General features: G+C 67.3%; 20 protein-coding genes and 1 tRNA gene. 10 read left to right on the forward strand and 11 right to left on the reverse strand.

The features are described from left to right. Positions 1 to 3 precede the first annotated feature (3 nt). The 4 genes from NYP18_RS07080 to NYP18_RS07095 all read left to right on the forward strand — a co-directional run bounded on the left by NYP18_RS07080 (position 4) and on the right by NYP18_RS07095 (position 3,797). On the forward strand, positions 4 to 984 hold the full coding sequence (locus NYP18_RS07080; RefSeq protein ID WP_259427477.1) for a diacylglycerol/lipid kinase family protein: 981 nt from the start codon (positions 4 to 6) through the stop codon (positions 982 to 984). Positions 985 to 1,067: 83 nt separating this feature from the next. After that, the gene (locus NYP18_RS07085; RefSeq protein ID WP_259427479.1) at positions 1,068 to 2,048 is read left to right on the forward strand and encodes an ABC transporter substrate-binding protein; all 981 of its coding nucleotides are present in this window, start codon (positions 1,068 to 1,070) and stop codon (positions 2,046 to 2,048) included. Then, positions 2,045 to 3,001: an ABC transporter permease gene (locus NYP18_RS07090; RefSeq protein WP_259427480.1), complete on the forward strand. Its 957-nt coding sequence runs from the start codon at positions 2,045 to 2,047 to the stop codon at positions 2,999 to 3,001. Before NYP18_RS07085 ends, NYP18_RS07090 begins: the two co-directional genes overlap by 4 nt. A 4-nt stretch (positions 3,002 to 3,005) precedes the next feature. Beyond that, positions 3,006 to 3,797: an ABC transporter ATP-binding protein gene (locus NYP18_RS07095; RefSeq protein ID WP_259427481.1), complete on the forward strand. Its 792-nt coding sequence runs from the start codon at positions 3,006 to 3,008 to the stop codon at positions 3,795 to 3,797. Positions 3,798 to 3,803: 6 nt separating this feature from the next. Here NYP18_RS07095 and NYP18_RS07100 read toward each other — a convergent pair whose 3' ends face one another. The 5 genes from NYP18_RS07100 to NYP18_RS07120 all read right to left on the reverse strand — a co-directional run bounded on the left by NYP18_RS07100 (position 3,804) and on the right by NYP18_RS07120 (position 6,738). After that, on the reverse strand, positions 3,804 to 4,388 hold the full coding sequence (locus tag NYP18_RS07100; RefSeq protein WP_259427482.1) for a protoglobin domain-containing protein: 585 nt from the start codon (positions 4,386 to 4,388) through the stop codon (positions 3,804 to 3,806). 99 nt (positions 4,389 to 4,487) lie between these two features. Next, complete coding sequence (locus NYP18_RS07105; RefSeq protein ID WP_259427483.1) at positions 4,488 to 4,859, reverse strand: thioredoxin family protein; 372 nt, start codon at positions 4,857 to 4,859, stop codon at positions 4,488 to 4,490. A gap of 188 nt (positions 4,860 to 5,047) precedes the next feature. Beyond that, positions 5,048 to 5,121, reverse strand: a tRNA-Pro gene (locus NYP18_RS07110). 67 nt (positions 5,122 to 5,188) lie between these two features. Next, positions 5,189 to 5,581, reverse strand: coding sequence for a YchJ family protein (locus NYP18_RS07115; RefSeq protein ID WP_259427484.1), 393 nt, complete (start codon positions 5,579 to 5,581; stop codon positions 5,189 to 5,191). Then, positions 5,578 to 6,738 carry a bifunctional alpha/beta hydrolase/OsmC family protein gene (locus NYP18_RS07120; protein WP_259427485.1) on the reverse strand — a complete coding sequence of 387 codons (1,161 nt, stop codon included), beginning with the start codon at positions 6,736 to 6,738 and terminating at the stop codon, positions 5,578 to 5,580. Before NYP18_RS07120 ends, NYP18_RS07115 begins: the two co-directional genes overlap by 4 nt. A 71-nt stretch (positions 6,739 to 6,809) precedes the next feature. Between NYP18_RS07120 and secA2 the strand changes: the two genes are divergently transcribed. The 6 genes from secA2 (at position 6,810) to NYP18_RS07150 (ending at position 12,927) form a co-directional block, all read left to right on the forward strand. Further along, a complete protein-coding gene (secA2, locus tag NYP18_RS07125) occupies positions 6,810 to 9,098 on the forward strand; it encodes an accessory Sec system translocase SecA2 (RefSeq protein ID WP_259427486.1) in 2,289 nt (762 codons plus the stop codon). Positions 9,099 to 9,218: 120 nt separating this feature from the next. Next, a complete protein-coding gene (odhI, locus tag NYP18_RS07130) occupies positions 9,219 to 9,653 on the forward strand; it encodes an oxoglutarate dehydrogenase inhibitor Odhl (RefSeq protein ID WP_259427487.1) in 435 nt (144 codons plus the stop codon). A gap of 20 nt (positions 9,654 to 9,673) precedes the next feature. After that, positions 9,674 to 10,432: a transcriptional regulator FtsR gene (ftsR, locus tag NYP18_RS07135; RefSeq protein ID WP_439648064.1), complete on the forward strand. Its 759-nt coding sequence runs from the start codon at positions 9,674 to 9,676 to the stop codon at positions 10,430 to 10,432. After that, a complete protein-coding gene (locus NYP18_RS07140; RefSeq protein WP_259427488.1) occupies positions 10,429 to 11,055 on the forward strand; it encodes a bifunctional nuclease family protein in 627 nt (208 codons plus the stop codon). Before ftsR ends, NYP18_RS07140 begins: the two co-directional genes overlap by 4 nt. 122 nt (positions 11,056 to 11,177) lie before the next feature. Further along, positions 11,178 to 11,723, forward strand: coding sequence for a MerR family transcriptional regulator (locus tag NYP18_RS07145; protein ID WP_126120633.1), 546 nt, complete (start codon positions 11,178 to 11,180; stop codon positions 11,721 to 11,723). A gap of 271 nt (positions 11,724 to 11,994) precedes the next feature. Beyond that, positions 11,995 to 12,927, forward strand: a complete 933-nt coding sequence (locus tag NYP18_RS07150) for an LLM class flavin-dependent oxidoreductase (RefSeq protein WP_259427489.1) — start codon at positions 11,995 to 11,997, stop codon at positions 12,925 to 12,927. A gap of 122 nt (positions 12,928 to 13,049) precedes the next feature. On the opposite strand, the gene NYP18_RS07155 is transcribed toward NYP18_RS07150, so the two are convergent. The 6 genes from NYP18_RS07155 to NYP18_RS07180 form a co-directional block, all read right to left on the reverse strand. Then, positions 13,050 to 14,444, reverse strand: a complete 1,395-nt coding sequence (locus tag NYP18_RS07155; RefSeq protein ID WP_259427490.1) for a hypothetical protein — start codon at positions 14,442 to 14,444, stop codon at positions 13,050 to 13,052. Positions 14,445 to 14,471: 27 nt separating this feature from the next. Continuing rightward, positions 14,472 to 15,344, reverse strand: coding sequence for a 3-methyladenine DNA glycosylase (locus NYP18_RS07160; RefSeq protein WP_259427491.1), 873 nt, complete (start codon positions 15,342 to 15,344; stop codon positions 14,472 to 14,474). Next, a complete protein-coding gene (locus tag NYP18_RS07165) occupies positions 15,331 to 16,359 on the reverse strand; it encodes a hemolysin family protein (RefSeq protein WP_304503700.1) in 1,029 nt (342 codons plus the stop codon). Before NYP18_RS07165 ends, NYP18_RS07160 begins: the two co-directional genes overlap by 14 nt. Positions 16,360 to 16,379: 20 nt before the next feature. After that, a complete protein-coding gene (locus NYP18_RS07170) occupies positions 16,380 to 17,762 on the reverse strand; it encodes a hemolysin family protein (protein ID WP_259427493.1) in 1,383 nt (460 codons plus the stop codon). Between the two features lie 210 nt (positions 17,763 to 17,972). Beyond that, positions 17,973 to 19,325 (reverse strand): DEAD/DEAH box helicase, encoded by a 1,353-nt coding sequence (locus tag NYP18_RS07175; RefSeq protein WP_259427494.1) that lies wholly within the window; start codon positions 19,323 to 19,325, stop codon positions 17,973 to 17,975. A gap of 58 nt (positions 19,326 to 19,383) precedes the next feature. Continuing rightward, the gene (locus NYP18_RS07180) at positions 19,384 to 19,776 is read right to left on the reverse strand and encodes a DUF2335 domain-containing protein (protein WP_259427495.1); all 393 of its coding nucleotides are present in this window, start codon (positions 19,774 to 19,776) and stop codon (positions 19,384 to 19,386) included. Positions 19,777 to 19,827 lie beyond the last annotated feature (51 nt).

A 19,827-nucleotide genomic window follows, 5' to 3' on the forward strand; every position in this document is an offset into this window, starting at 1 on the left:
CACATGAGCCCCCACGACACCGGTCGCAGCCCCCGCGTTGCCGTCATCCACAACCCCACCAAGATCGCGGTCTCCGACCTGGAACACCTGGTGACCACCGCCGCCACCAGGCACGGCTGGCAGACACCCCTCCTGCTGGAGACCTCCGGGAACGACCCCGGCTTCGGCCCCGCCCAGCAGGCCGTGGCCGACGGCCACACCCTCGTGCTCGCCGCCGGCGGCGACGGCACCGTCCGGGCCGTGGCCGCCGCCCTGCGCGGCACCGGGACAGCACTCGGCATCCTGCCGCTGGGCACCGGCAACCTGCTCGCCCGCAACCTCCGGCTCCCACTCGACCTCCCCACAGCCATCGACACCGCCTTCACCGGCCACGACCGGCCCATCGACGTCTGCACCGCCCTGCTCACCCGCCCCGACGGCGAATCCGAGGAACTCGACTTCCTCGTCATGGCCGGCATCGGCATCGACGCCGGCATGATCATCAACACCGATGACGACCTGAAAAAACGCGCCCGCGTCCTGGCCTACATCGTCGGCATCGCCAAATCGCTGGCCGGCGGCCGCCGCGTCCGGCTCACCTGGCGCCTCGACGGCGGTCGGGCACGCCGCACCCGCGTCCACTCCCTCATCGTGGGCAACTGCGGCGAACTCGTCGGCCGCATCCCACTGCTGCCTGAGGCCGCCGCCGACGACGGCCACTTCGACGTCGTCAGTCTCCGCCCCCGCGGACTGCCCGGCTGGCTGCAGATCGCGGGAGAACTCGCCCGCCACAGCCTCCGCCGCCTGGCGCGCCGGGCGGGGCCGGGTACCCCCACGGATTCGGAGCTGCTGCGCTATGCCACGGGCACCCGACTGGAGGTCCGCCTGGACCGACCGGAGGTCTTCGAGGTCGACGGGGATGTGGTGGGGGAGGTCTCCGCCTTCACCGTGACCATTGAGCCGGGTTGTCTGGTGGTGCGGGAGGCGGGGTCCGGCACCGTCTGAGGCGGGTCATCGCCTGTGTGATGGGCTGTGCAAGTACATTGAAATGCGTAACAGATCACACAGGGTCCAGGAAGGAACCACTCATGTTCTCCTCACGCACCAAGGTACTGGCCGGTCTCACCGCCGCCGCGCTCTTTCTGACCGCGTGCACCTCCGACTCCGACTCCACCTCGGATGCCACGGGGGATGACGCCTACGCCGTCGGCATCAACCAGCTCGTCCAGCACCCGGCACTCGACGCCGCCACCGCCGGCTTCAAGGAGGCCTTCGAGGAGGCCGGTGTCGACGTCAGCTTCGACGAGCAGAACGCCAACGGTGAGCAGTCCACCGCACTGACCATCGCCCAGCAGTTCGCCGGCAAGGACCTGGACATGGTGCTGGCCGTGGCCACCCCCGCGGCGCAGGCCACCGCCCAGAACATCACCGACATCCCGGTGCTGTTCACCGCCGTGACCGACCCGGTCTCCGCTGAGCTGGTCGACTCCGAGGAGAACCCGGGCGGCAACGTCACCGGCACCTCTGACGTCGCCCCCATTGAGGATCAGCTCGACCTGCTCAAGGAACTCGTGCCGGACGCCCGCACCGTGGGCATCGTCTACGCCTCCGGTGAGGTCAACTCCCAGGTGCAGGTGGAGGCCGCCCGGGAGGCCGCCGGCCCGCGTGACCTGGAGATCGTCACCCAGACCGTGACCACCGCCAACGACATCCAGCAGGCCGTGGAGGCCCTCGGCGACGTCGACGCCATCTACGTGCCCACCGACAACATGGTCGTCTCCGGCATCGCCTCCCTGATCCAGGTCGCCGAGCAGAAGCAGATCCCGGTGATCGGCGCGGAGTCCGGCACCGTCGAGGGTGGCGCCGTGGCCACCCTGGGCATCGACTACACCGAGCTGGGCCGCCAGACCGGTGAGATGGCCCTGCGCGTGCTCCGCGACGGCGAGGACACCGCCACCATGCCGGTGGAGAAGGCCACCGAGTTCACCTACGTCATCAACGAGGAGGCCGCCGAGCGCCAGGGCGTGACCATCCCGCAGGCGATCCTCGACGAGGCCGAAACCGTATGATCGGCGCCGTCGAGGTCGGCCTCATCTACGGGGTGATGGCCCTGGGCGTCTTCCTGACGTTCCGGGTCCTCAACTTCCCGGATCTGACGGTCGACGGCAGCTTCACCACCGGGGCCGCCACCGCCGCGGTGGGCATCCTCCGTGGCTGGGACCCGGTGTGGGCCACCCTGGCCGGCTTCGTCACCGGCTTCATCGCCGGTGGCGTCACCGGTCTGCTGCACACCAAGGGCCGGATCGACGGCCTGCTGGCCGGCATCCTCACGATGATCGCCCTGTGGTCGATCAACCTGCGGATCATGGGCGGGGCGAACATCCCCCTGCTGCGCCAGGAGACCGTGTTCACCCCCATGCGGGAGGCCGGCGTCCTGGGCACCTGGGCCGGCGCCGGCATGCTGGCTGTCATGGTCGCCGCCCTGGGGCTGCTCGTGGTGTGGTTCCTCACCACCAACCTCGGCCTCTCGCTGCGGGCCACCGGTGACAACGGGCCGATGATCACCTCCTTCGGCGTGTCCACCGACTACACCAAGATCCTCACGCTGTCGCTGTCCAACGGTTTCGTGGGCATGTGCGGGGCCCTGGTCGGCCAGTACCAGGGCTTCGCGGACATCTCCATGGGCATCGGCCTGATCCTGGTGGGTCTGGCCTCGGTGATCATGGGCCAGGCGATCCTGGGCCAGCGCTGGCTGTGGGTGGCGGTCTTCGCCGTCATCGTCGGTGCCGTGCTCTACCGCATCATCATCTTCCTGGCGCTGCAGGTCGGCCTCGACCCCAACGACATGAAGCTGATCACCGCGCTGCTGGTCATCGTGGCGCTGCTGGTGCCGCGCTTCAAGGAGCTGTGGCAGCGGGTCAAACGCTGGTACCTCAACCGGCGCGGCGTTGCCCCGGCGGCCACCGGGATCGCGGCGGGCGCAGTTGCCGCTGCGGCGCTGACCACGGCCGGATCGGAGTAGGGACATGCTGAGAATCGAGAATGTGTCCAAGACCTTCTTCCCCGGCACCGTCAACGAGCGCGTGGCGCTGGACAGCCTCAACCTGACCATGGCCCAGGGTGATTTCGTCACCGTCATCGGCTCCAACGGCGCGGGCAAGTCCACCCTGCTCAACATCGTCGCCGGCAGGTTGTCCGTGGACACCGGCAACGTGCTTATCGACGGCCGCCGCGTCAACCGCCTCCGCGAGCACCGCCGGGCACGTTTCGTGGGCCGGGTCTTCCAGGACCCGTTGGCGGGCACAGCTCCCCACCTCACCATCGAGGAGAACCTCTCCCTGGCGCTCATGCGCGGCAGGTTCCGGGGCATCGGGCCGAGCCTGACCCGTAGGCGCCGGGAAGAGTTCGTGGAGAAGCTCGCCACCCTGGAACTCGGACTGGAGAACCGCCTGTCCGCCAGGGTCGGGCTGCTCTCCGGTGGGCAGCGCCAGGCACTGTCACTGCTCATGGCTGGTTTCACCAACCCGCGGATCATGCTTCTCGACGAGCACACCGCCGCACTTGACCCCCAGCGGGCCGAGCTGGTGACCGGCCTGACCGAGAAGATCGTCTCCGAGGGCAGGCTGACCACCCTCATGGTCACCCACAACATGGAGCAGGCCCTCCGGTTGGGCAACCGCCTGATCCTCATGCACGAGGGCCGGATCGTCTACGAGGCGGATGCCGCCACGAAGTCGCAGCTGACCGTCCGGGACCTGCTGGGCGAGTTCAGCCGGATCAAGGGCGCGACCCTGTCCGACAAGACGCTCCTGAGTTGAGGGGCTCTACCAGAGCTCACCGGCGTAGGGGCGGGTCCACAGCACCAGGGAGACCGTCACGGCCTTGAACCACGCCTGGTGCATGGCCTCGACATCGTCCCCCTCGGTGGCGCCCTCCTCCAGGAAGCGGCGCACCGAGAGGGTGACCGGCACGACGAGCCCGAAGATGTGGCTCATCGGCACATGGTCGGCTGGTGAGTCCACATCATCGGTCTTATTCTTCTTCGACGTGTGGTGCCGCAGCGCGATCTCCTCCTGGTAGGCCAGCCACTGCCCGTCGAAATCCCGGGTGCACAGATCCACCACCCAGCGCTCGAAACGGCCGCGCACCGCAGCCAGGTAGGCATCATCCGGTTCGCCGTCCGGACCGGCGAACACGGCCACCAGGTGGGAGGTGGAGCCGATGAATTTGTACCAGACGTCCATGAGCTCGGTGACACGCGGCGTGAGGATCTCCCCGGCGCGCCGGATGGCCGGGACATCGGCTTCCGACCACATGACGTCGGTGAGCAGCTTCTGGAGCTGTTCCTCGGTGACGGGGGAATCGGGCAGTTTCTGGTCGTAGGTGTAGCCCGTGGGGGTGGTGGTCATGATGGCACTCCTGTGGTGGTTGATTTCGCAGGGGAAATTAACTCTGTGATCTCGACCATAGGACGCGGGTGTGAGCACCGCAACGGTTTCGCCGAATGCTCACAGGGAACGGACGAAGTTGAGGAACTCCTCCTGCCGGTACATCACGTCCAGGGAGCGTGGGGCGTCCGGGATGGTGCTGAAGGTGCCGGACTCCGGCCGGGGAGTGGGGTCGCGGTAGATGAGCTCGCCGTCGCGGTGGATGAGCAGCGTCGGGATGGTGGTGACCGCCAGGTCCTTGACGAGCAGTTGCTGCATCTCCACCTCCGCCTCGCCGAATGCGGCCTCCGGGATCTCCCGTGCGGCGGCCTGGTAGATCCTGCGGAAGCGCAGGCACGGACCGCAGGAGGTGGACCAGAAATTGGCCAGCACCAGGCCCGGGCCTGCGGTGAACTTGTCGTAGGTGGCGTGGGTGAGTGGGGTGATGGTCATAAGGACCCATTTTTGCCGAAAGCCTGCCGCATCGCAGGCCTTGACGTCGGCTTCTTCTGATCAACTCTGCGGAAAATCACTGCGTTCTGGACCCGAGTTGATCAGATAAATTTCCCGTTCCCACAGATCCCGCCCGGAAAATGAAACAGGCCAGAAGGTGGAATACCTTCTGGCCTTGAGTCTGGTTGTCGGACTGACAGGATTTGAACCTGCGACCCCTACACCCCCAGTGTAGTGCGCTACCAAGCTGCGCCACAGTCCGCCGTCGCACCCGAAGTGCAACGTGGTTCAGGTTACAACAATGTGATCCGCTAAGTCGAATCGCCTGGTCAGTCCATGTCTCCGGCGGTGTAGAACCAGGCTCCGTCGATGCGGCTGAAGATGGACCGTTCGCGTTGGGAACCGGGCGGGTCGCCGCGGTAGAAGGCCTCGAATTCGACCATGCCCTCGGTGTCGAAGGGACCCCCTTCGAAGACGTCGAGGATGTCGAGGCGGTAGAACTGCACGGGCAGGTCGACGAGCGTCAGCTCATAGGGGCGGGTGTCCGGATCCCAGGTGCGCATCAGGTATTCGGCGTCGCGGACGACGAAGGCCGTGAAGCGGGAACGCATGAGCGTTTCCGCGGTGGGTGCCATGGCGCCGGCGTGGTAGCGGCCGCAGCACTCCTCATATTTCAGGCCGGTGTTGCAGGGGCAGCGCCGGCCCTCCCAGTCGCCGCTCATGCCGGGACATCCATGATCTTGGCGCCGGCGAGCATGGCCTCGACGGGGGAGGTGCGGGCGGCGTCGAGAAGCTGGCGGCGCTGGACGTCGTTGAGCTGTCCGTGCAGGACGATCTTGCGCTCGAAGACGTTGCGGGAGGCGTTGGTGATGGAGACCTCGACGTCGTCAAGCTTCATGCCGGTGGCGGCCTCGCGGATGGCGTGGGTGGAGGCGGTGGCCAGGGCCGACATGAGCAGGTCGACGGGGGAGTGTCCCTGCCCCTTGCCGCCGCTGGTCTTCGGCAGATCGGTCTTGAGCTCCCCGGTGCGGGTGTTGAGGACCACACCGTACTTTGTGCCCGCGGCCACCTGGGACTTCACCTGGTCGGTGTTCACGGCCGGCGCCGCATAGGCGGGCTGCAGGTAGGGCTTCGCCCACTTGGCGATGGTGTGCCCGGCATCCACAGCGGAGGTGCCGCGGGTGAACAGGTGGTCGGCCCGGTCCACCGACACCATGGACTTGGGGTAGCGGGTGACGCGGAAGATCTTGCCGGCGTTGTCCACCCCGACGGTCTGGTCGGTGGGGGAGTGCAGCAGCAGCAGTGGCTTACGCAGGGTGGGCAGGTAGATCTCGGGGTTGTTGTCGGCGAGGTCCTCGAGGAATTCCCGCGAGATGTTGATGTCGCGGCCGGCGAGGGTGACGGTGACGGAGCCGTCCTCCTCGGCATCGCGGATGTGGTCGGCGAAGTGGAGGACCGCATGCGCCGGATCGAAGGGGGCGGCGAGGGTGGCCACTGCCGCGATGGCGGACATCTCCGGGCGGGTCGCGGCCTTGAGCGCCGCAGCCCCGCCGAGGGAGTGACCGATGAGCAGCTGCGGCGCCTCGTGATTCTCGGCGAGCCACCGGCTGGCGGCGATGATGTCGTCGACGTTGGTGGTGAACGTGGTGTCGCCGAAATCACCCTCGGACTGGCCCAGGCCGGGGAAGTCGAAACGCAGCGCGGCGATCCCGTGCTCCGCGAGCGTCTTGCACACGCGCGAAGCGGCGGGGACGAAGCGGTTGCAGGTGAAACAGTGCGCGAATACCGCATAGGCGATGGGCGGGGTATCGGGGTAGTCGATGGTGCCGGCCATCATCGTCCCTCGCGCCGAGGGAATTTTCACGCTCACAGAATGCATGTCAACAAGAATAGCCATGACCCTCAACTAGGGTGGTGACCAGTACTTGCAGGCCCACAGGAAGGTTCACCGTGGCATTCGACTGGTTCTGGCGGGCGATGGGGGCTCAATCGACCCGTAATCAGAAGCGCAGCCGTGCGATCGTCAAAGACGCCGGCGCACAGACATCCGGGATGGCGCAGCTTGATGACGCCACCCTCGCCCACCGCGCGCGCGAGCTCGCCGCCGGGGGCTCCATCTCCGACCCCGCAGCATTCCTCGGCGTGCTGTGCGTGGCCTCCGAACGGACCCTGGGACTGTCCCCCTTCCCGGTCCAGTCCCAGGCCGTGCTGCGCCTGGTGGAGGGGGATGTCATCCAGATGGCCACCGGCGAGGGCAAGACACTGGTCGGCGCAATGGCCGCGACCGGTTTCGCGCTGACCGGCAAGCGGGTGCACGTGATCACGGTCAACGACTACCTCGCCGAGCGCGACGCCGAATGGATGCGCCCCCTCGTCGAGTTCTTCGGCCTGAGCGTGGCCGCCGTGACCGAGAAACTCAGTCCCGAGCAACGCCGCACCGCCTACGCCTGCGACGTGGTCTACGGACCGGTCAACGAGATCGGTTTCGACGTCCTGCGCGACCAGCAGATCACCCGCCGCGCCGACGCCGTGCAGGCACCGGCCGATGTCGCACTCGTCGATGAGGCCGACAGCGTGCTTGTCGACGAAGCCCTCGTCCCCCTCGTCCTCGCCGGCAGCCAACCCGGACTCGAGACCGCCGGGCAGATCACCGACGTCGTGCGTCACCTGCGCGAACGCGAGCACTACACCATCGACGACGACCACCGGAACGTCTTCCTCACCGACGCCGGCGCCGACCGCGTCGAAGGTGCCCTGGGCATCGATTCGCTCTACGACGACGAACACGTCGGCACCACCCTGGTCAAGGTCAACCTCGCCCTGCACGCCAAGGCCCTGCTCATCCGCGACATCCACTACATCATCGCCGACGGCAAGGTCGCACTCATCGACGCCTCCCGCGGCCGTGTCGCCGACCTGCAGCGCTGGCCCGACGGCCTCCAGGCCGCCGTGGAGGCCAAGGAAGGCCTCGACGTCACCGAGGGCGGCCGCATCCTCGACACCGTCACACTCCAGGCACTCATGCGCCGCTACCCGATGGTCTGCGGCATGACCGGCACCGCCGTGGAGGCCACCGACCAGCTCCGCCAGTTCTACGACCTGCACGTCTCCGTCATCGACCGCAACAAGGAACTGCAGCGTTTCGACGAGGCCGACCGCATCTACGCCACCCTCGCCGAGAAGAACCGCGCCATCGTCGAGGAGATCGCCCGCATCCACACCACCGGCCAACCGGTGCTGGTGGGCACCCAGGACGTCGCGGAATCCGAGGCACTCGCCGAAGCACTGGCCGACCACAACATCGAGGTCAACGTCCTCAACGCCAAGAACCACGCAGAGGAGGCCCGCATCATCGCCGAGGCCGGCGACCTCGGCCGGGTCACCGTCTCCACCCAGATGGCCGGCCGCGGCACCGACATCCGCCTCGGCGGCGCCGACCAGGCCGACCACGAGGCCGTCGCCGCCCTCGGCGGGCTCGCCGTCATCGGCACCGCCCGCCACCGCACCGCCCGCCTGGACAATCAGCTGCGCGGGCGCGCCGGGCGCCAGGGGGACCCGGGACTGTCACTGTTCTTCGTCTCCCTGCAGGACGACGTCGTCGTCTCCGGTGGGGCGGGCGACAACGTCACCGCCCACCCGGACCCGAGCGGGCTGATTGATTCACCGCGTATCCGGGACTGGGTCGGCCACTGCCAGCGCGTCACCGAGGGCCAGCTGCTGGAGATCCACTCCCAGACGTGGAAGTACAACCAGCTGCTCGCCGACCAGCGCGTGACCGTCGATGAGCGGCGTTCCCGTCTGCTGGACACGGACCTGGCCTGGCAGGAGCTCGCCGAGCGCAACCCGTGGCGTTCCTCGCAACTGGCACACCTGGATGAGGGGGTGCGGGTGCAGGCGGCCCGGGACATCATGCTCTTCCACCTCGACGATGAATGGGCCGAGCACCTGGCCGTCATGGATGACGTGCGGGAATCCATCCATCTGCGGGCCATCGCCCGGGAGATCCCCATCGACGAGTACCACCGCATCGCGGTGCGTGAGTTCAAGGATCTGGCGCAACGGGCCGTCGATAAGGCGGTGGAGACCTTCGCGGAGATCAAGATCGACGAGGACGGCGCCCACCTGCTCGATGGCGGCCTCGCGCGCCCCTCGGCGACATGGACCTACATGGTCTCCGACAACCCGCTGGCGGGGTCGGGTAATTCAGTGATCTCCGGAATTGGTAATCTATTCCGCTGATCGACCTACCCCGGGGGCTCCCCCTGGGTGCGACATCCGGCCACTGACGCACTCATGTGGCCGTTGCAGTCGCTATGATGGCTAACAGTCACAGTTCCGACAAAAGCGGAGGTTTAGAAAATGAGCGAGAACACCGGTACTCCTGAGGCCCAGGTGGAGACCACTTCGGTCTTCCGGGCCGATCTTCTCAAGGAAATGGAGTCCGGCGCAGGCTCCGCTCCTGCCGCCTCCGGGGCAGACAACCTCCCTGAGGGTGCAGGTCTCCTCGTGGTCAAGCGCGGCCCCAACGCCGGCGCACGTTTCCTGCTGGACCAGGCGATCACCACCGCCGGCCGACACCCTGAGTCGGACATCTTCCTCGATGACGTCACGGTTTCGCGCCGTCACGCGGAGTTCCGCATCAACGACGGTGAGTTCGAGGTCTTCGACGTCGGTTCCCTCAACGGCACCTACGTCAACCGCGAGCCGCGCAACTCCCAGGTACTGACCACCGGCGATGAGATCCAGATCGGCAAATTCCGTCTGGTCTTCCTCGCCGGTCCGAAGAAGGATTAGGAACGGGCGAGTAATTCACAGTGAGTGCTGTTCGAAAGTCGGCGGACGTCCGTCCGACCTCGGTGCACGGCGCCACCGGGGGCGCACCCCGGGCAGTGAGGACACTGTCCATCGGTAAGGTCCTCGAGGCGTTGCGTGGCGAGTTCCCGGACGTGACCGTCTCCAAGATCCGGTTCCTCGAGTCCGAGGGGCTCATCACTCCCCAGCGCACCGCCTCCGGCTACCGTCGCTTCACCGGGGACGATGTCAAGCGGCTGCGCTACATCCTGCTCACCCAGCGCGACAACTATCTGCCGCTCAAGGTGATCCGGGAGCAGCTTGACGCCATGGACTCCGGTTCCGTCACCGCGCTGCTCACCGCAGTCGAGGCCGAGCCGATCGTCTCGCCGGAGAGCTTCCGCGCGCCGGCGGCCACACGCCTGACGGACACGGATGTCGCCGCGCAGGCGGGCGCCTCGGTCGACGATGTCCTCGTGCTTCTCGACGCCGGGCTGATCCGACCCGACGACGCCGGCTTCTTCACCGCCGACGACGTCCGCATCGTCACCACCGCCCAGGCGCTCAAAGGCTTCGGTTTCGACGAGCGCCACCTGCGGTCGCTGCGCAACACCGCCAGCCGGCAGGCCGACCTCATCGGTCAGGTCGCCGGGCCGGTCGCCCGCTCCAACGGTGACACCGCGCGCCAGCGTGCGCAGGAGATGGGGCAGCAGATGAGCGCCCTGGTGGTCTCCCTGCACGCGAGCCTGGTCAAGAACGCACTGCGGGATGAGCTGTCTTGACACTGATCCCCGTTGAATACCACGGTGTGCACACCGCCGGACCGGAACAGTTCACCTGCGTGCTCCTGCGCTGGGCCGAGCAGAACCGGATCCTCCCGATCTGGATGTCACCGCTGGCCGCCGCTGAACTGGACATCCGCCAGGGTGGGTACACCCCGCGCCGTCCCGGCACCATCGACCTGCTGCTCGACCTGCTCAACCGGAGCACCGGGGGAGTCACCGCCGTCAGCATCATCAGCCACTATGAGGGCGTGTTCATCGCCTCACTGGTGCTGGCCGACGGTGAGCAGCTCGACGCCCGCCCCTCCGACGCGCTGCTCATCGCCCGCGCCCTGGAACTGGAGATCCACGTGGAGGAGGATGTGCTCAACCAGGCCTCCTTCTTCGTCTCCGATGATGTGCTCGAGGAATACTTCGGCCTGCGTTTCGATTCCGCCCCCACCACCAGCGGCGAGGAACTCTCCGCCTCCGGGGACGCAGAGGCGGACGCCGACTTCGAGCAGATGATGCGTTCACTCGGCATGTCAGAATCGGATTTCTTCGAAGGCGGCGGCCCCGCCGGTGCTGACCCCGAGTCCGATTCCGGGCCCGATGACGAGGGAGAAAACACCGAAAAGGACTGACCCGGACACGGTTTAGGTAGCTCATGTTTTCGGCGTGGCTTCGCGCTACCCCTTGACGTTCGTCTAACCTTGGATTTTAATGGCGCATAAGGCGCCTTTAAAAACCCCATGGGAGTAATTACGTGAGCACGAACAATCAACCCGTCCAGGAGTCCCTCTTCGACCTCGGTCCAGGGGAGGAGGTCGGTTACCGTGTGCCCATCGCATGTCAGGTCGCCGGCATCACCTACCGCCAGCTTGACTACTGGGCACGCACCAAACTGGTCGTGCCCTCCATCCGTGGTGCGCGCGGCTCCGGTTCCCAGCGACTCTATTCCTTCCGCGACATCCTCGTGCTGAAGATCGTCAAGCGTCTGCTGGACACCGGCATCTCCCTGCAGAACATCCGCCTCGCCGTGGAGAAGCTCCGCGACCGCGGCGTCAACGACATCGCCGAGATCACCCTGGTCTCCGACGGCACCACCGTCTACGAGTGCCGCTCCAATGATGAGGTCATCGATTTACTCGGCGGTGGCCAGGGTGTGTTCGGTATCGCCGTGCCCGGAATCATGAAGGAGCTGACCGGAACCATCGCCGCCTTCCCCTCCGAGCGGGTGGAAGAGGTCACCGATCCCACCGTCATCGGGTTAGATGAACTGGCTGCCCGGCGCAGCCGCAAGAGCAGCTAGCTCTCAGTTCCCGCGACGCCGCCCACCTCCCCGCCCAGCTCACGTGCGGTCGGAGGTGGGCGGCGTCCGTCTTTTTCCCGGTAGGCACCAGGTCCGGGAGAGTTACGTACCGTGACTAAACGGGCAGAAAAAAGGGGAGAAGCCCGATCGTCCTGGACGAGGACAATGGCCATTGCCCATCTGAGCGGTGATTCCTTCCGGTAATCTTGACGATCTGCCCCGGACGCGGGGTGCCGGAGGAGTGGCCGACATCAGGAACTAGCCTGGACCCATGTCCCAAACACTCCCACTGTCCATCATCGACTTCGCCACCATCTACCCCGGGCAGAGTGCCCACGAGGCGATCGGCACCTCGACGCGGCTGGCCCAGCGCGCGGAGGAGCTCGGCTTCTCCCGGATCTGGTACGCGGAACACCACAACGCACCGGCCCGCGCCTCCTCGGTGCCCTCCCTGCTCATCGCGCACATCGGCGCGCAGACCAGCACCATCCGCCTCGGCTCCGGTGGGGTGATGCTGCCCAACCACGCGCCCTATTCCATCGCCGAACAGTACGGCACCCTCGCCGAGATGTACCCGGGACGCATCGACCTCGGACTGGGCCGGGCCCCGGGCACCGACGGGCAGACCGTCGGCCGCGCCCTACGACGCCCCTTCGATGCCTCCGACAGGTTCCCCGAGGACGTCATCGAACTGGACCACTATCTCAAGGGCACCTCCCAGATCCCCGGGGTCCAGGCCATCCCGGGGGCCGGCACCAACGTTCCGCTCTACATCCTCGGATCCTCCATGTACGGCGCATCGCTTGCCGCCCAGCTGGGACTGCCCTACGCCTTCGCCTCCCACTTCGCCCCCGACTACCTCGAATCGGCGGTGTCCCACTACCGGGAGAACTTCCGGCCCTCGGAGGACCTGGCGGAACCCCATGTCCTGGCCGGCGTCAACATCATCGCCGCAGAGACAGGGCAGGCCGCGGCGGAGAAATTTGATCAGGTGCTGGCCAAGCGTGCCCAGCGCCACGGCCCCCGGGCCCGCCTCATGCTGCGTTTCGCAGGTGTGGGTACCGGCGAGCAGGCGGCCGCCTGGCTGGAGAAGTTCGCTGTTTTCGCGCAGGCGGATGAGCTGCTCATCAACTTCGAGGGTGCCAGCCCTGAGCAGGCCCGGGAGTCGATGGACGTCTTCGCCCCGGCCTGGCAGCTGGGCTGACGATGAGGTAGGTCCCGTGCTCTAGATACCGCCACGTATCTCGCGGGTGGCCCAGACTGCCGGTGCTCCGGCCACCTGGGAGATACCTTTCCGGACCTAACGGACCAGACCTACGTCAACGCCTACAGCCCGGCTGCTGCCCGCAACCCGGCATCGAGCTGGGCCGGGTCGGTGATGTGGGTGAGCGTGCTCTGCTCCGCCAGCACCCCGTCGACCCCGCCGCCACCGACGTGGATGGTCTCGACCCGGACGTCTGCATCGCCCCGGGCCTGGTTGAGGGCATCGGTGAAGGCGGCGTCGTCCATGTCCTGCTCGGTGCCCGTGGTCACCAGCAGCACGCGGGTGGTCTCTCCGGTCTCACGTGATTTGTCGGCGGCGGTGGCCACGGCTGCGACCAGCGCGGAACGGGTCTGGGGGACCCCGCCGGTGCCGAAGCGCAGGACCGCCTCAGCGGCGCGGGTGCCGTCGGAGAAGCCGACGTTGCGTCGCCAGCCCTGGGTCACGCCGGGGTTGATGGGGGAGGAGTAGTTCCACAGGGCGACCTGCCGGCCACCGCCACCGAGGTCGAGGGCGATCTGGCGCAGGGAGTTGGCGGTTTCGGAGTGGATGGATCCACCGCCGAAATCCGTGGCGGTGCCGGCGGAGGTGTCGAAGAGCAGCAGCGTGTCGGCGGGCAGGATCGCCTCAGGTTCCGGAGCCGCGGTCTCCTCCGCGGGGGCCTCCTCGACGGGGTCCGCGGTCACGGCCGCCCAGGCTGCGGTGCGGTCCGGAAGATCAGCGGGGATCTGCTCGCTGACGTTGTGGAAGCGGGTGAATTCGGCCGCGGCGCGGGTCTGTTCCTCGGTGATCCCGCCAGCGGGGTTGAGGACATGGGCGAGGATGACCACTTCGGCGCCCTCGACGTCGCGGGTGGTGCCCATGCCCTTGTGGATTCCGGCCGCAGGGCCCACGGCGAGGATCTCCGCCTCGGTATCGACGGTGACCTCCCGGTCGCGGGCGATCAGCTCGGGGGCCCGGTCACCGGCGAGGGCCACGGCCACGGCAACAGCCGTGTCCGGGTCGGTGGCCACGGGGTAGGTCACGGCGGCCGGGTCGACGCCGTCAAGCTCGGCCTCGCCGTTGGTCCACAGCTGCCCGGCCCACATATCGACCGGGACCACGGAGGAGGCGGTGCGCTCGCCGAGCTGACTGTCCGCCTCCGGGTTGTCGTGGGTGATCAGGACGGCGGCGTCATCGACAGAGGAGACCCGCTCGGCGGTCACGCAGTGGTCGCGGACAATCGGCTCAGTCGCGTTCCACTGGTTGATCAGTCCCGCCTCCAGGCCGGGGGAGGCCTCGGCGACCGGCAGGATGAGTTCCCCCTGGATGCACTCGGGGGCCTGGGCCTGTTCCTCGGTGGTGCCGCGGAAGCTGACCCACCACACGGTGGCTGCGATGAGGGCGAGAACCACCACGCCGGCGATGATGACGGTGCCGGAGACGGCGTAGTTGTTCTTGCCACTGCGATGACGGGCCACAGGCATGCCTTCCTGACGCGACGGATACTAGCCCTGAAGTGTAGTGGTCTCCGCCTGGTCAATGAGGGAGACAAGCCGGTCACGCAGCGGTTTTCCCCGTTCGGCGAGGCCGCGTTGGCGTTCGACGTACTCGGCCTTGCCCTCGGGGGTCTCGATGGCCACAACCCCGAAACCGTGGGCGCGGCAGTCGTAGGGGGAGGCCTCCATGTCGAGCACCCGGGCGTCGACGGCCAGTTCGAAGCAGTCGAGGAAGAGTTCACCGGGCACCAGGGGCCCGAGTTTGGCGGCCCATTTGTATAGATCCATCGTGGCGTGGACGCAGCCGGCCTGGTCGTTGGCGGGCTGGTCGGCACGTTCCAGGACGGTGAGGTTGAGTGGCCGGGCGGGTGGGGTGAAGAAGCGGTAGGCGTCGAAGTGGGTGCAGCGGATCCGGTGCTTCTCGACGACCGCGTCACTGCCCGCCGCACCCAGCCGCAGAGGCAGGTCGTGGCGCGGGTTGCCGCTGCGGTAGACCATGGCCCACTCGTGCAGGCCGAAGCAGTCGAAATGCGCGGGGTTGAGGTTGGTGCGCACCAGCAGCTCCCGGATGTAGGTCAGGGCCTTTCCGCGGCGGGCCCAGAAGGCGGGCAGGTCGAGGGTGGTGCGGCCGTCGGCAAGCAGGTAGTCGCGCCACTGCGCCTGCGGGGCCCGCCCTTCCAGGTCGACGCCGACGCCGGGGTGCCAGCGGCGCAGCTGGGAAGCACGCACAGGGTAGTACTCGAAGAGAAAGTCGTAGACCGGGTGCTTCTCCTGGCGTTTTCGCCGGGCCAGATGGTCCCGGGTGAGGTTGTCGGCGCGTTGCTGGTGGGCGGTGAGACGGGCGTGCCAGGTGGCGGCGTCGAGAAGCTCAGACATCCTCATGCGTCCAGTCGTTGACGGTGCCGACATACTCCTCAATGAGGTCCTCCAGGGTGAGCACGCCGATCAGTTCGCCGCGGTCACGGACCTGGGCCATGTGCGCGGAACGGCGGTGCAGCTTACGCAGCGCCTCATCCATGGTGCCGGAACCGTCGACGATGGTCAGTGGACGCAGGTCGGTGCGCGGGATGTACTCCTCACCGCTGGCGGTGGCCAACCGGTCGAGGACGTCCTTGACGTGGATGTAACCGAGGTAGGAACCGTCGGTGCCGGTGACCGGGAACCGGGAGAAACCGGTCTCCACGACCGCGGTCTCCAGATCCCCGAGCGTCGGGCCGCGGCGGCCGAAGTCCAGGGTACGGACCTTGCCCAGCGGGATCATGACCTCCTTGAGGGAACGTTTCTCCGAACGCAGGGCCTGGGACAGACGCAGGGTCTCCTCGGCGTCGAGAAGCCCCTCCTCGCGGGACTCCTTGATCATGAAGGCCAGCTGCGCCTGGTCCACGGTGGAATCCAGCTCGTCCTTCTGCTCGATGCCGAAGGCCCGCAGCGTGATGCGCGCGATCCAGTTCATGAACTCGATGAGCGGGCGGGTGATCTTCACCCACCAGATCATCGCCGGGGTCAGCCACATCGCCAGGGTCTCAGGCCCTGCGATGGCGATGTTCTTGGGCACCATCTCACCGAAGAGGATGTGCAGGAAGGTGATGAGGGCCAGGGCGATGATGAACGACAGGGGGTGCAGCAGGTTCTCCGGCACCCCCAGGGCAGTGAAAGGGGCCTCGAGGAAATGGGCGATCGCCGGTTCCGCGACCTTGCCCAGGATCAGCGAGGCGATGGTGATGCCGAACTGGGCGCCGGCGAGCATGATCGACAGGTGCTCGGTGGCGTAGAGGACCTTGCGGGCCCCTTTGCGGCCCTGCGCGATCAGCGACTCGATGCGGTCCTTGCGCGAGGAGATCAGCGCGAACTCGGCGGCCACGAAGAAGGCGTTGGCCGCCAGCAGCGCGACGACCATGACGGTGGTGGCGAAGACATTCACGGCTGGTACTCCTGTGCTTCCTCATCGGTGACCGGGGTGAGGATCACCTTGTCCACCCGGCGGTCCTCCATGACGGTGACCCGGGCGATCCATCTGCCCGAAATGCCGGACTCGAACTCGGCGTGGCCCGGACGGTCCGCCTCCGGGAGCAGGAGCACATCCTTGACGCTCGGGATCCGGCCGAGGGTGGTCATGATCAGCCCGCCGAGGGTCTCATAGGGACCGGAGGGGGCGGTGTAACCCACACGGGCGGTGAGCTCATCGATGCGCACCAGGCCGGAGACCTCCCAGGAGGAGCCGAACTTCTGGAAGTCCTGCTCCGCGGTGGCGTCATCGTGCTCGTCGTAGACCTCACCGAGGATCTCCTCGACGACGTCCTCGATGGTCACCAGGCCGGCGGTCCCGCCGTACTCGTCAGCGACGAGCACCACCTGGGAACCGGCGGAACGCACCGTGCCCAGCACCGCATCCCCGTCGAGGGTGTCCGGCACGACCGGCACCTTCTTCGCCAGCCGCCCCAGGGAGGTGGTGGACCGGGCCTCCCGGGGCACGGAGAAGGCGTCCTTGATGTGGACGACACCGACCGTCTCATCCAGGTCCCCGCGCACCACCGGGAACCGCGAGTGGCCGGTCTCCAGGGCACGCGCAATGAGGTCATCGACGGTGTCGTCGACCCCCAGGTAGGAGATCGTGGCGCGCGGGGTCATGAACTCATTGGCGGTGGCGTCACCGAACTGCAGGGAACGGTCGATGACCCGCGCGGTGTTGACATCCAGGCCGCCCTGCTCCGCGGAGCTGCGCACCAGGCTGCCCAGCTCCTGGCTGGAGCGGGCGGAGGCCAGCTCATCGGCCGGTTCGATGCCGAGCCTGCGGACGATGAAGTTCGCCGAACGGTTCATCGCGCGGATGAACCACTTGAAGACCATGTTGAAGACATGCACCGGGTGGACCACCACCCGCGCCGTCTGCAGCGGCATCGTGATGGCCATGTTCTTGGGCACCAGCTCACCGAAGACCATCGACAAAAACGTCGCGACGATCAGCGCCAGCACCAGGGCGACCGCTCCGGAAGCCTGCTCCGTCAACCCGATCAGCTCCAGCAGCGGCGTGAAATAACCCGCCAGGATCGGCTCCGCGAGGAAACCGGTGGCCAGGGTGGTCACGGTGATACCCAGTTGGGCACCGGAGAGCACGAAGGAGAGATGCTGGTGGTCACGCTGCACCGCGTGGGCGCTGCGGTCACCCTTGTCGCGGACATGGTTGTCCACGGTGGAACGCTCCAGACCGGTGAGCGCGAACTCAATCGCGACAAACAGCCCGGTGGAACCGGTGAGGGCGATGAAACCGAGGAGGGAGAGGATACTTAAGAATATGTCCATGAGTGGCGCGGTGAGCTGTCTGGCCTTAAAGGGTGGTGACGGATACGGCGGAGGACAGTGGCGACCGTCCTGCCGCAGCAGCTGGCCCCGTGGCGGAGGCCGGGTACCGGACGGCACCCTGTACCAGTGATCTTAGACAAGATCGTGCCGTGCCAGTGAGCCGGACCGGTGGACCGGCGGGCAGGCCCTGCGTGACGACGCCGCGTCAGCTCAGGAGGTGCGGCGGCCCCGGCGCTGACCGGAGCCCCCGGAGCCCCCGGCCCGGCCCTGTCGTCCCCCGGAACGCCCCGGACGGCCACCCTGCCGGGAGGCGGAACCGCCCCGGCGTGGGTTGCGTGACTGCTGGCCCTGGCCCTGCTTCTGGTTCTGCTGCTGGCCCGGCAGCGGAAGCGGGGTGCCGGAAGGTACCCGGGCACCGGTGATCCTGGCCAGGACGTCGGAATCGGCGGTCACCCGCGTCTCCGGGGCGTCCACACCGGCCTTGCGCATGAGGTCCTGGACCTCCTTGCGCTGCTGGTCCATGACGAGGGTGACCACCGTGCCGGAGGTCCCGGCGCGCGCGGTACGTCCCGCGCGGTGCAGGTAGGCCTTGTGCTCAGCGGGGGGATCGACGTGGACGACCAGGGAGACGTCGTTGATGTCGATGCCGCGGGCCGCGATGTCGGTGGCCACCAGCACCGGCACGGAACCGTCGGCGAAACCGGCCAGCGCGTTGGTGCGCGTGGTCTGGCCCTTGTCACCGTGCAGGCCGGCGGCCTCGATGCCGACGCGGCGCAGCTTCTTCACCTGGCGGTCCACGCCGTGCTTGGTGCGCATGAACATGATCGTCTTGCCCTCACGGGCCCCGATGCGCAGGACAACGTCGTTGCGGTCATCCCGGTCACTGACGAGCAGACGGTGGTGGTCCATCGTGTCCACCGAGGCCTGCACCGGTGCCGTGGAGTGGGTCACCGGGTCCGTGAGGTACCGGGTGATGAGTTTCTGGACATCCCCGTCCAGGGTGGCGGAGAACAGCAGACGCTGCCCCGTCTTCGGGGTGCGGTCCATCAGGCGGCGGACCTGCGGGAGGAAGCCCATGTCGGCCATCTGGTCGGCCTCGTCCAGGGCGGTGACGACGACCTCGTCGAAGAAGAGCTTGCCCTGGTCCAGCAGATCCTGGGCCCGGCCCGGGGTGGCCACCAGCAAGTCCACCGGGGAGGCCAGGGAACGGATGTGGCGGTTGATGTTCACGCCGCCGACGACGTCGAGCACCCGCAACCCCATGGCGGCCGCCGGATCAGCCAGGCGTTCACACACCTGGGAGGCCAGCTCACGGGTCGGGGTGAGCACCAGCGCCCGCGGATGCCCGGGGCGGGTGACACCGGACTCTGCCAGACGGGCCAGCATCGGCAGACCGAAGGTGAAGGTCTTGCCGGAACCGGTCGGGCCGCGGCCCAGCACATCGCGTCCCGCGAGGGCGTCCGGGATGGCCGCCTCCTGGATGGGGAAAGGTTCGGTGATGCCCTGCCGCTGGAGTTCACGCACGATGGGCAGGGGAAGGCCGAGATCCTTGAAAGTGGTCATTAGGGAGAGTCTACGCTGCAGATGGTCAAAAACCCGCCCCAGGCCAGCCAGCGGACGGCTACTCGACCTCGCCAGGCGTCTCGTCCCTGCTTCCCGGACGCCAACGGGCGCTGTTCACGGGCCGAACGAGAGCACCGAAGACACTCAGACACCCAAGAACGCCCATCGCAATGGCGAAAGGCGTGTTTCCGATCACCGCGAGACTGAATGCCGCAGCCAGGAACAGGACCGCGAGGGCCGTGACCATCCACTGTCCCCGCCGAACTGCCCTGCCGTCCTCTCTGATGGAAGCGGCAATAGCGAAGTTAACCTCGGCGTTCGATCTGGTGGCAGCGTTGGCTGCCTCAGCCGATCCCTCGGCCATCCGGACGATTCTATCGGCGAGACCGGGCGTGATCTGGTCGTACTGTGCGAGTTCACGGGGCTCGGGAAGTGGGGCGATGCGTGTCACCTGCATCAGTTCATGGGCGACACGCTCGGAGACCTGATCGACGAGTTCGGC

The organism is Corynebacterium lemuris, assembly GCF_024919295.1.
GTDB classification, from domain to species: domain Bacteria; phylum Actinomycetota; class Actinomycetes; order Mycobacteriales; family Mycobacteriaceae; genus Corynebacterium; species Corynebacterium lemuris.

Coding starts and splice junctions, on each gene's coding strand:
- NYP18_RS07080 (WP_259427477.1), top strand. CDS start 4: ATGAGCCCCCACGACACCGGTCGCAGCCCCCGCGTTGCCGTCATCCAC.
- NYP18_RS07175 (WP_259427494.1), bottom strand. CDS start 19,325: ATGACCACTTTCAAGGATCTCGGCCTTCCCCTGCCCATCGTGCGTGAA.
- NYP18_RS07170 (WP_259427493.1), bottom strand. CDS start 17,762: ATGGACATATTCTTAAGTATCCTCTCCCTCCTCGGTTTCATCGCCCTC.
- NYP18_RS07095 (WP_259427481.1), top strand. CDS start 3,006: ATGCTGAGAATCGAGAATGTGTCCAAGACCTTCTTCCCCGGCACCGTC.
- NYP18_RS07090 (WP_259427480.1), top strand. CDS start 2,045: ATGATCGGCGCCGTCGAGGTCGGCCTCATCTACGGGGTGATGGCCCTG.
- NYP18_RS07105 (WP_259427483.1), bottom strand. CDS start 4,859: ATGACCATCACCCCACTCACCCACGCCACCTACGACAAGTTCACCGCA.
- odhI (WP_259427487.1), top strand. CDS start 9,219: ATGAGCGAGAACACCGGTACTCCTGAGGCCCAGGTGGAGACCACTTCG.
- NYP18_RS07120 (WP_259427485.1), bottom strand. CDS start 6,738: ATGCATTCTGTGAGCGTGAAAATTCCCTCGGCGCGAGGGACGATGATG.
- NYP18_RS07160 (WP_259427491.1), bottom strand. CDS start 15,344: ATGAGGATGTCTGAGCTTCTCGACGCCGCCACCTGGCACGCCCGTCTC.
- NYP18_RS07150 (WP_259427489.1), top strand. CDS start 11,995: ATGTCCCAAACACTCCCACTGTCCATCATCGACTTCGCCACCATCTAC.
- NYP18_RS07100 (WP_259427482.1), bottom strand. CDS start 4,388: ATGACCACCACCCCCACGGGCTACACCTACGACCAGAAACTGCCCGAT.
- NYP18_RS07115 (WP_259427484.1), bottom strand. CDS start 5,581: ATGAGCGGCGACTGGGAGGGCCGGCGCTGCCCCTGCAACACCGGCCTG.
- NYP18_RS07085 (WP_259427479.1), top strand. CDS start 1,068: ATGTTCTCCTCACGCACCAAGGTACTGGCCGGTCTCACCGCCGCCGCG.
- NYP18_RS07165 (WP_304503700.1), bottom strand. CDS start 16,359: ATGGTCGTCGCGCTGCTGGCGGCCAACGCCTTCTTCGTGGCCGCCGAG.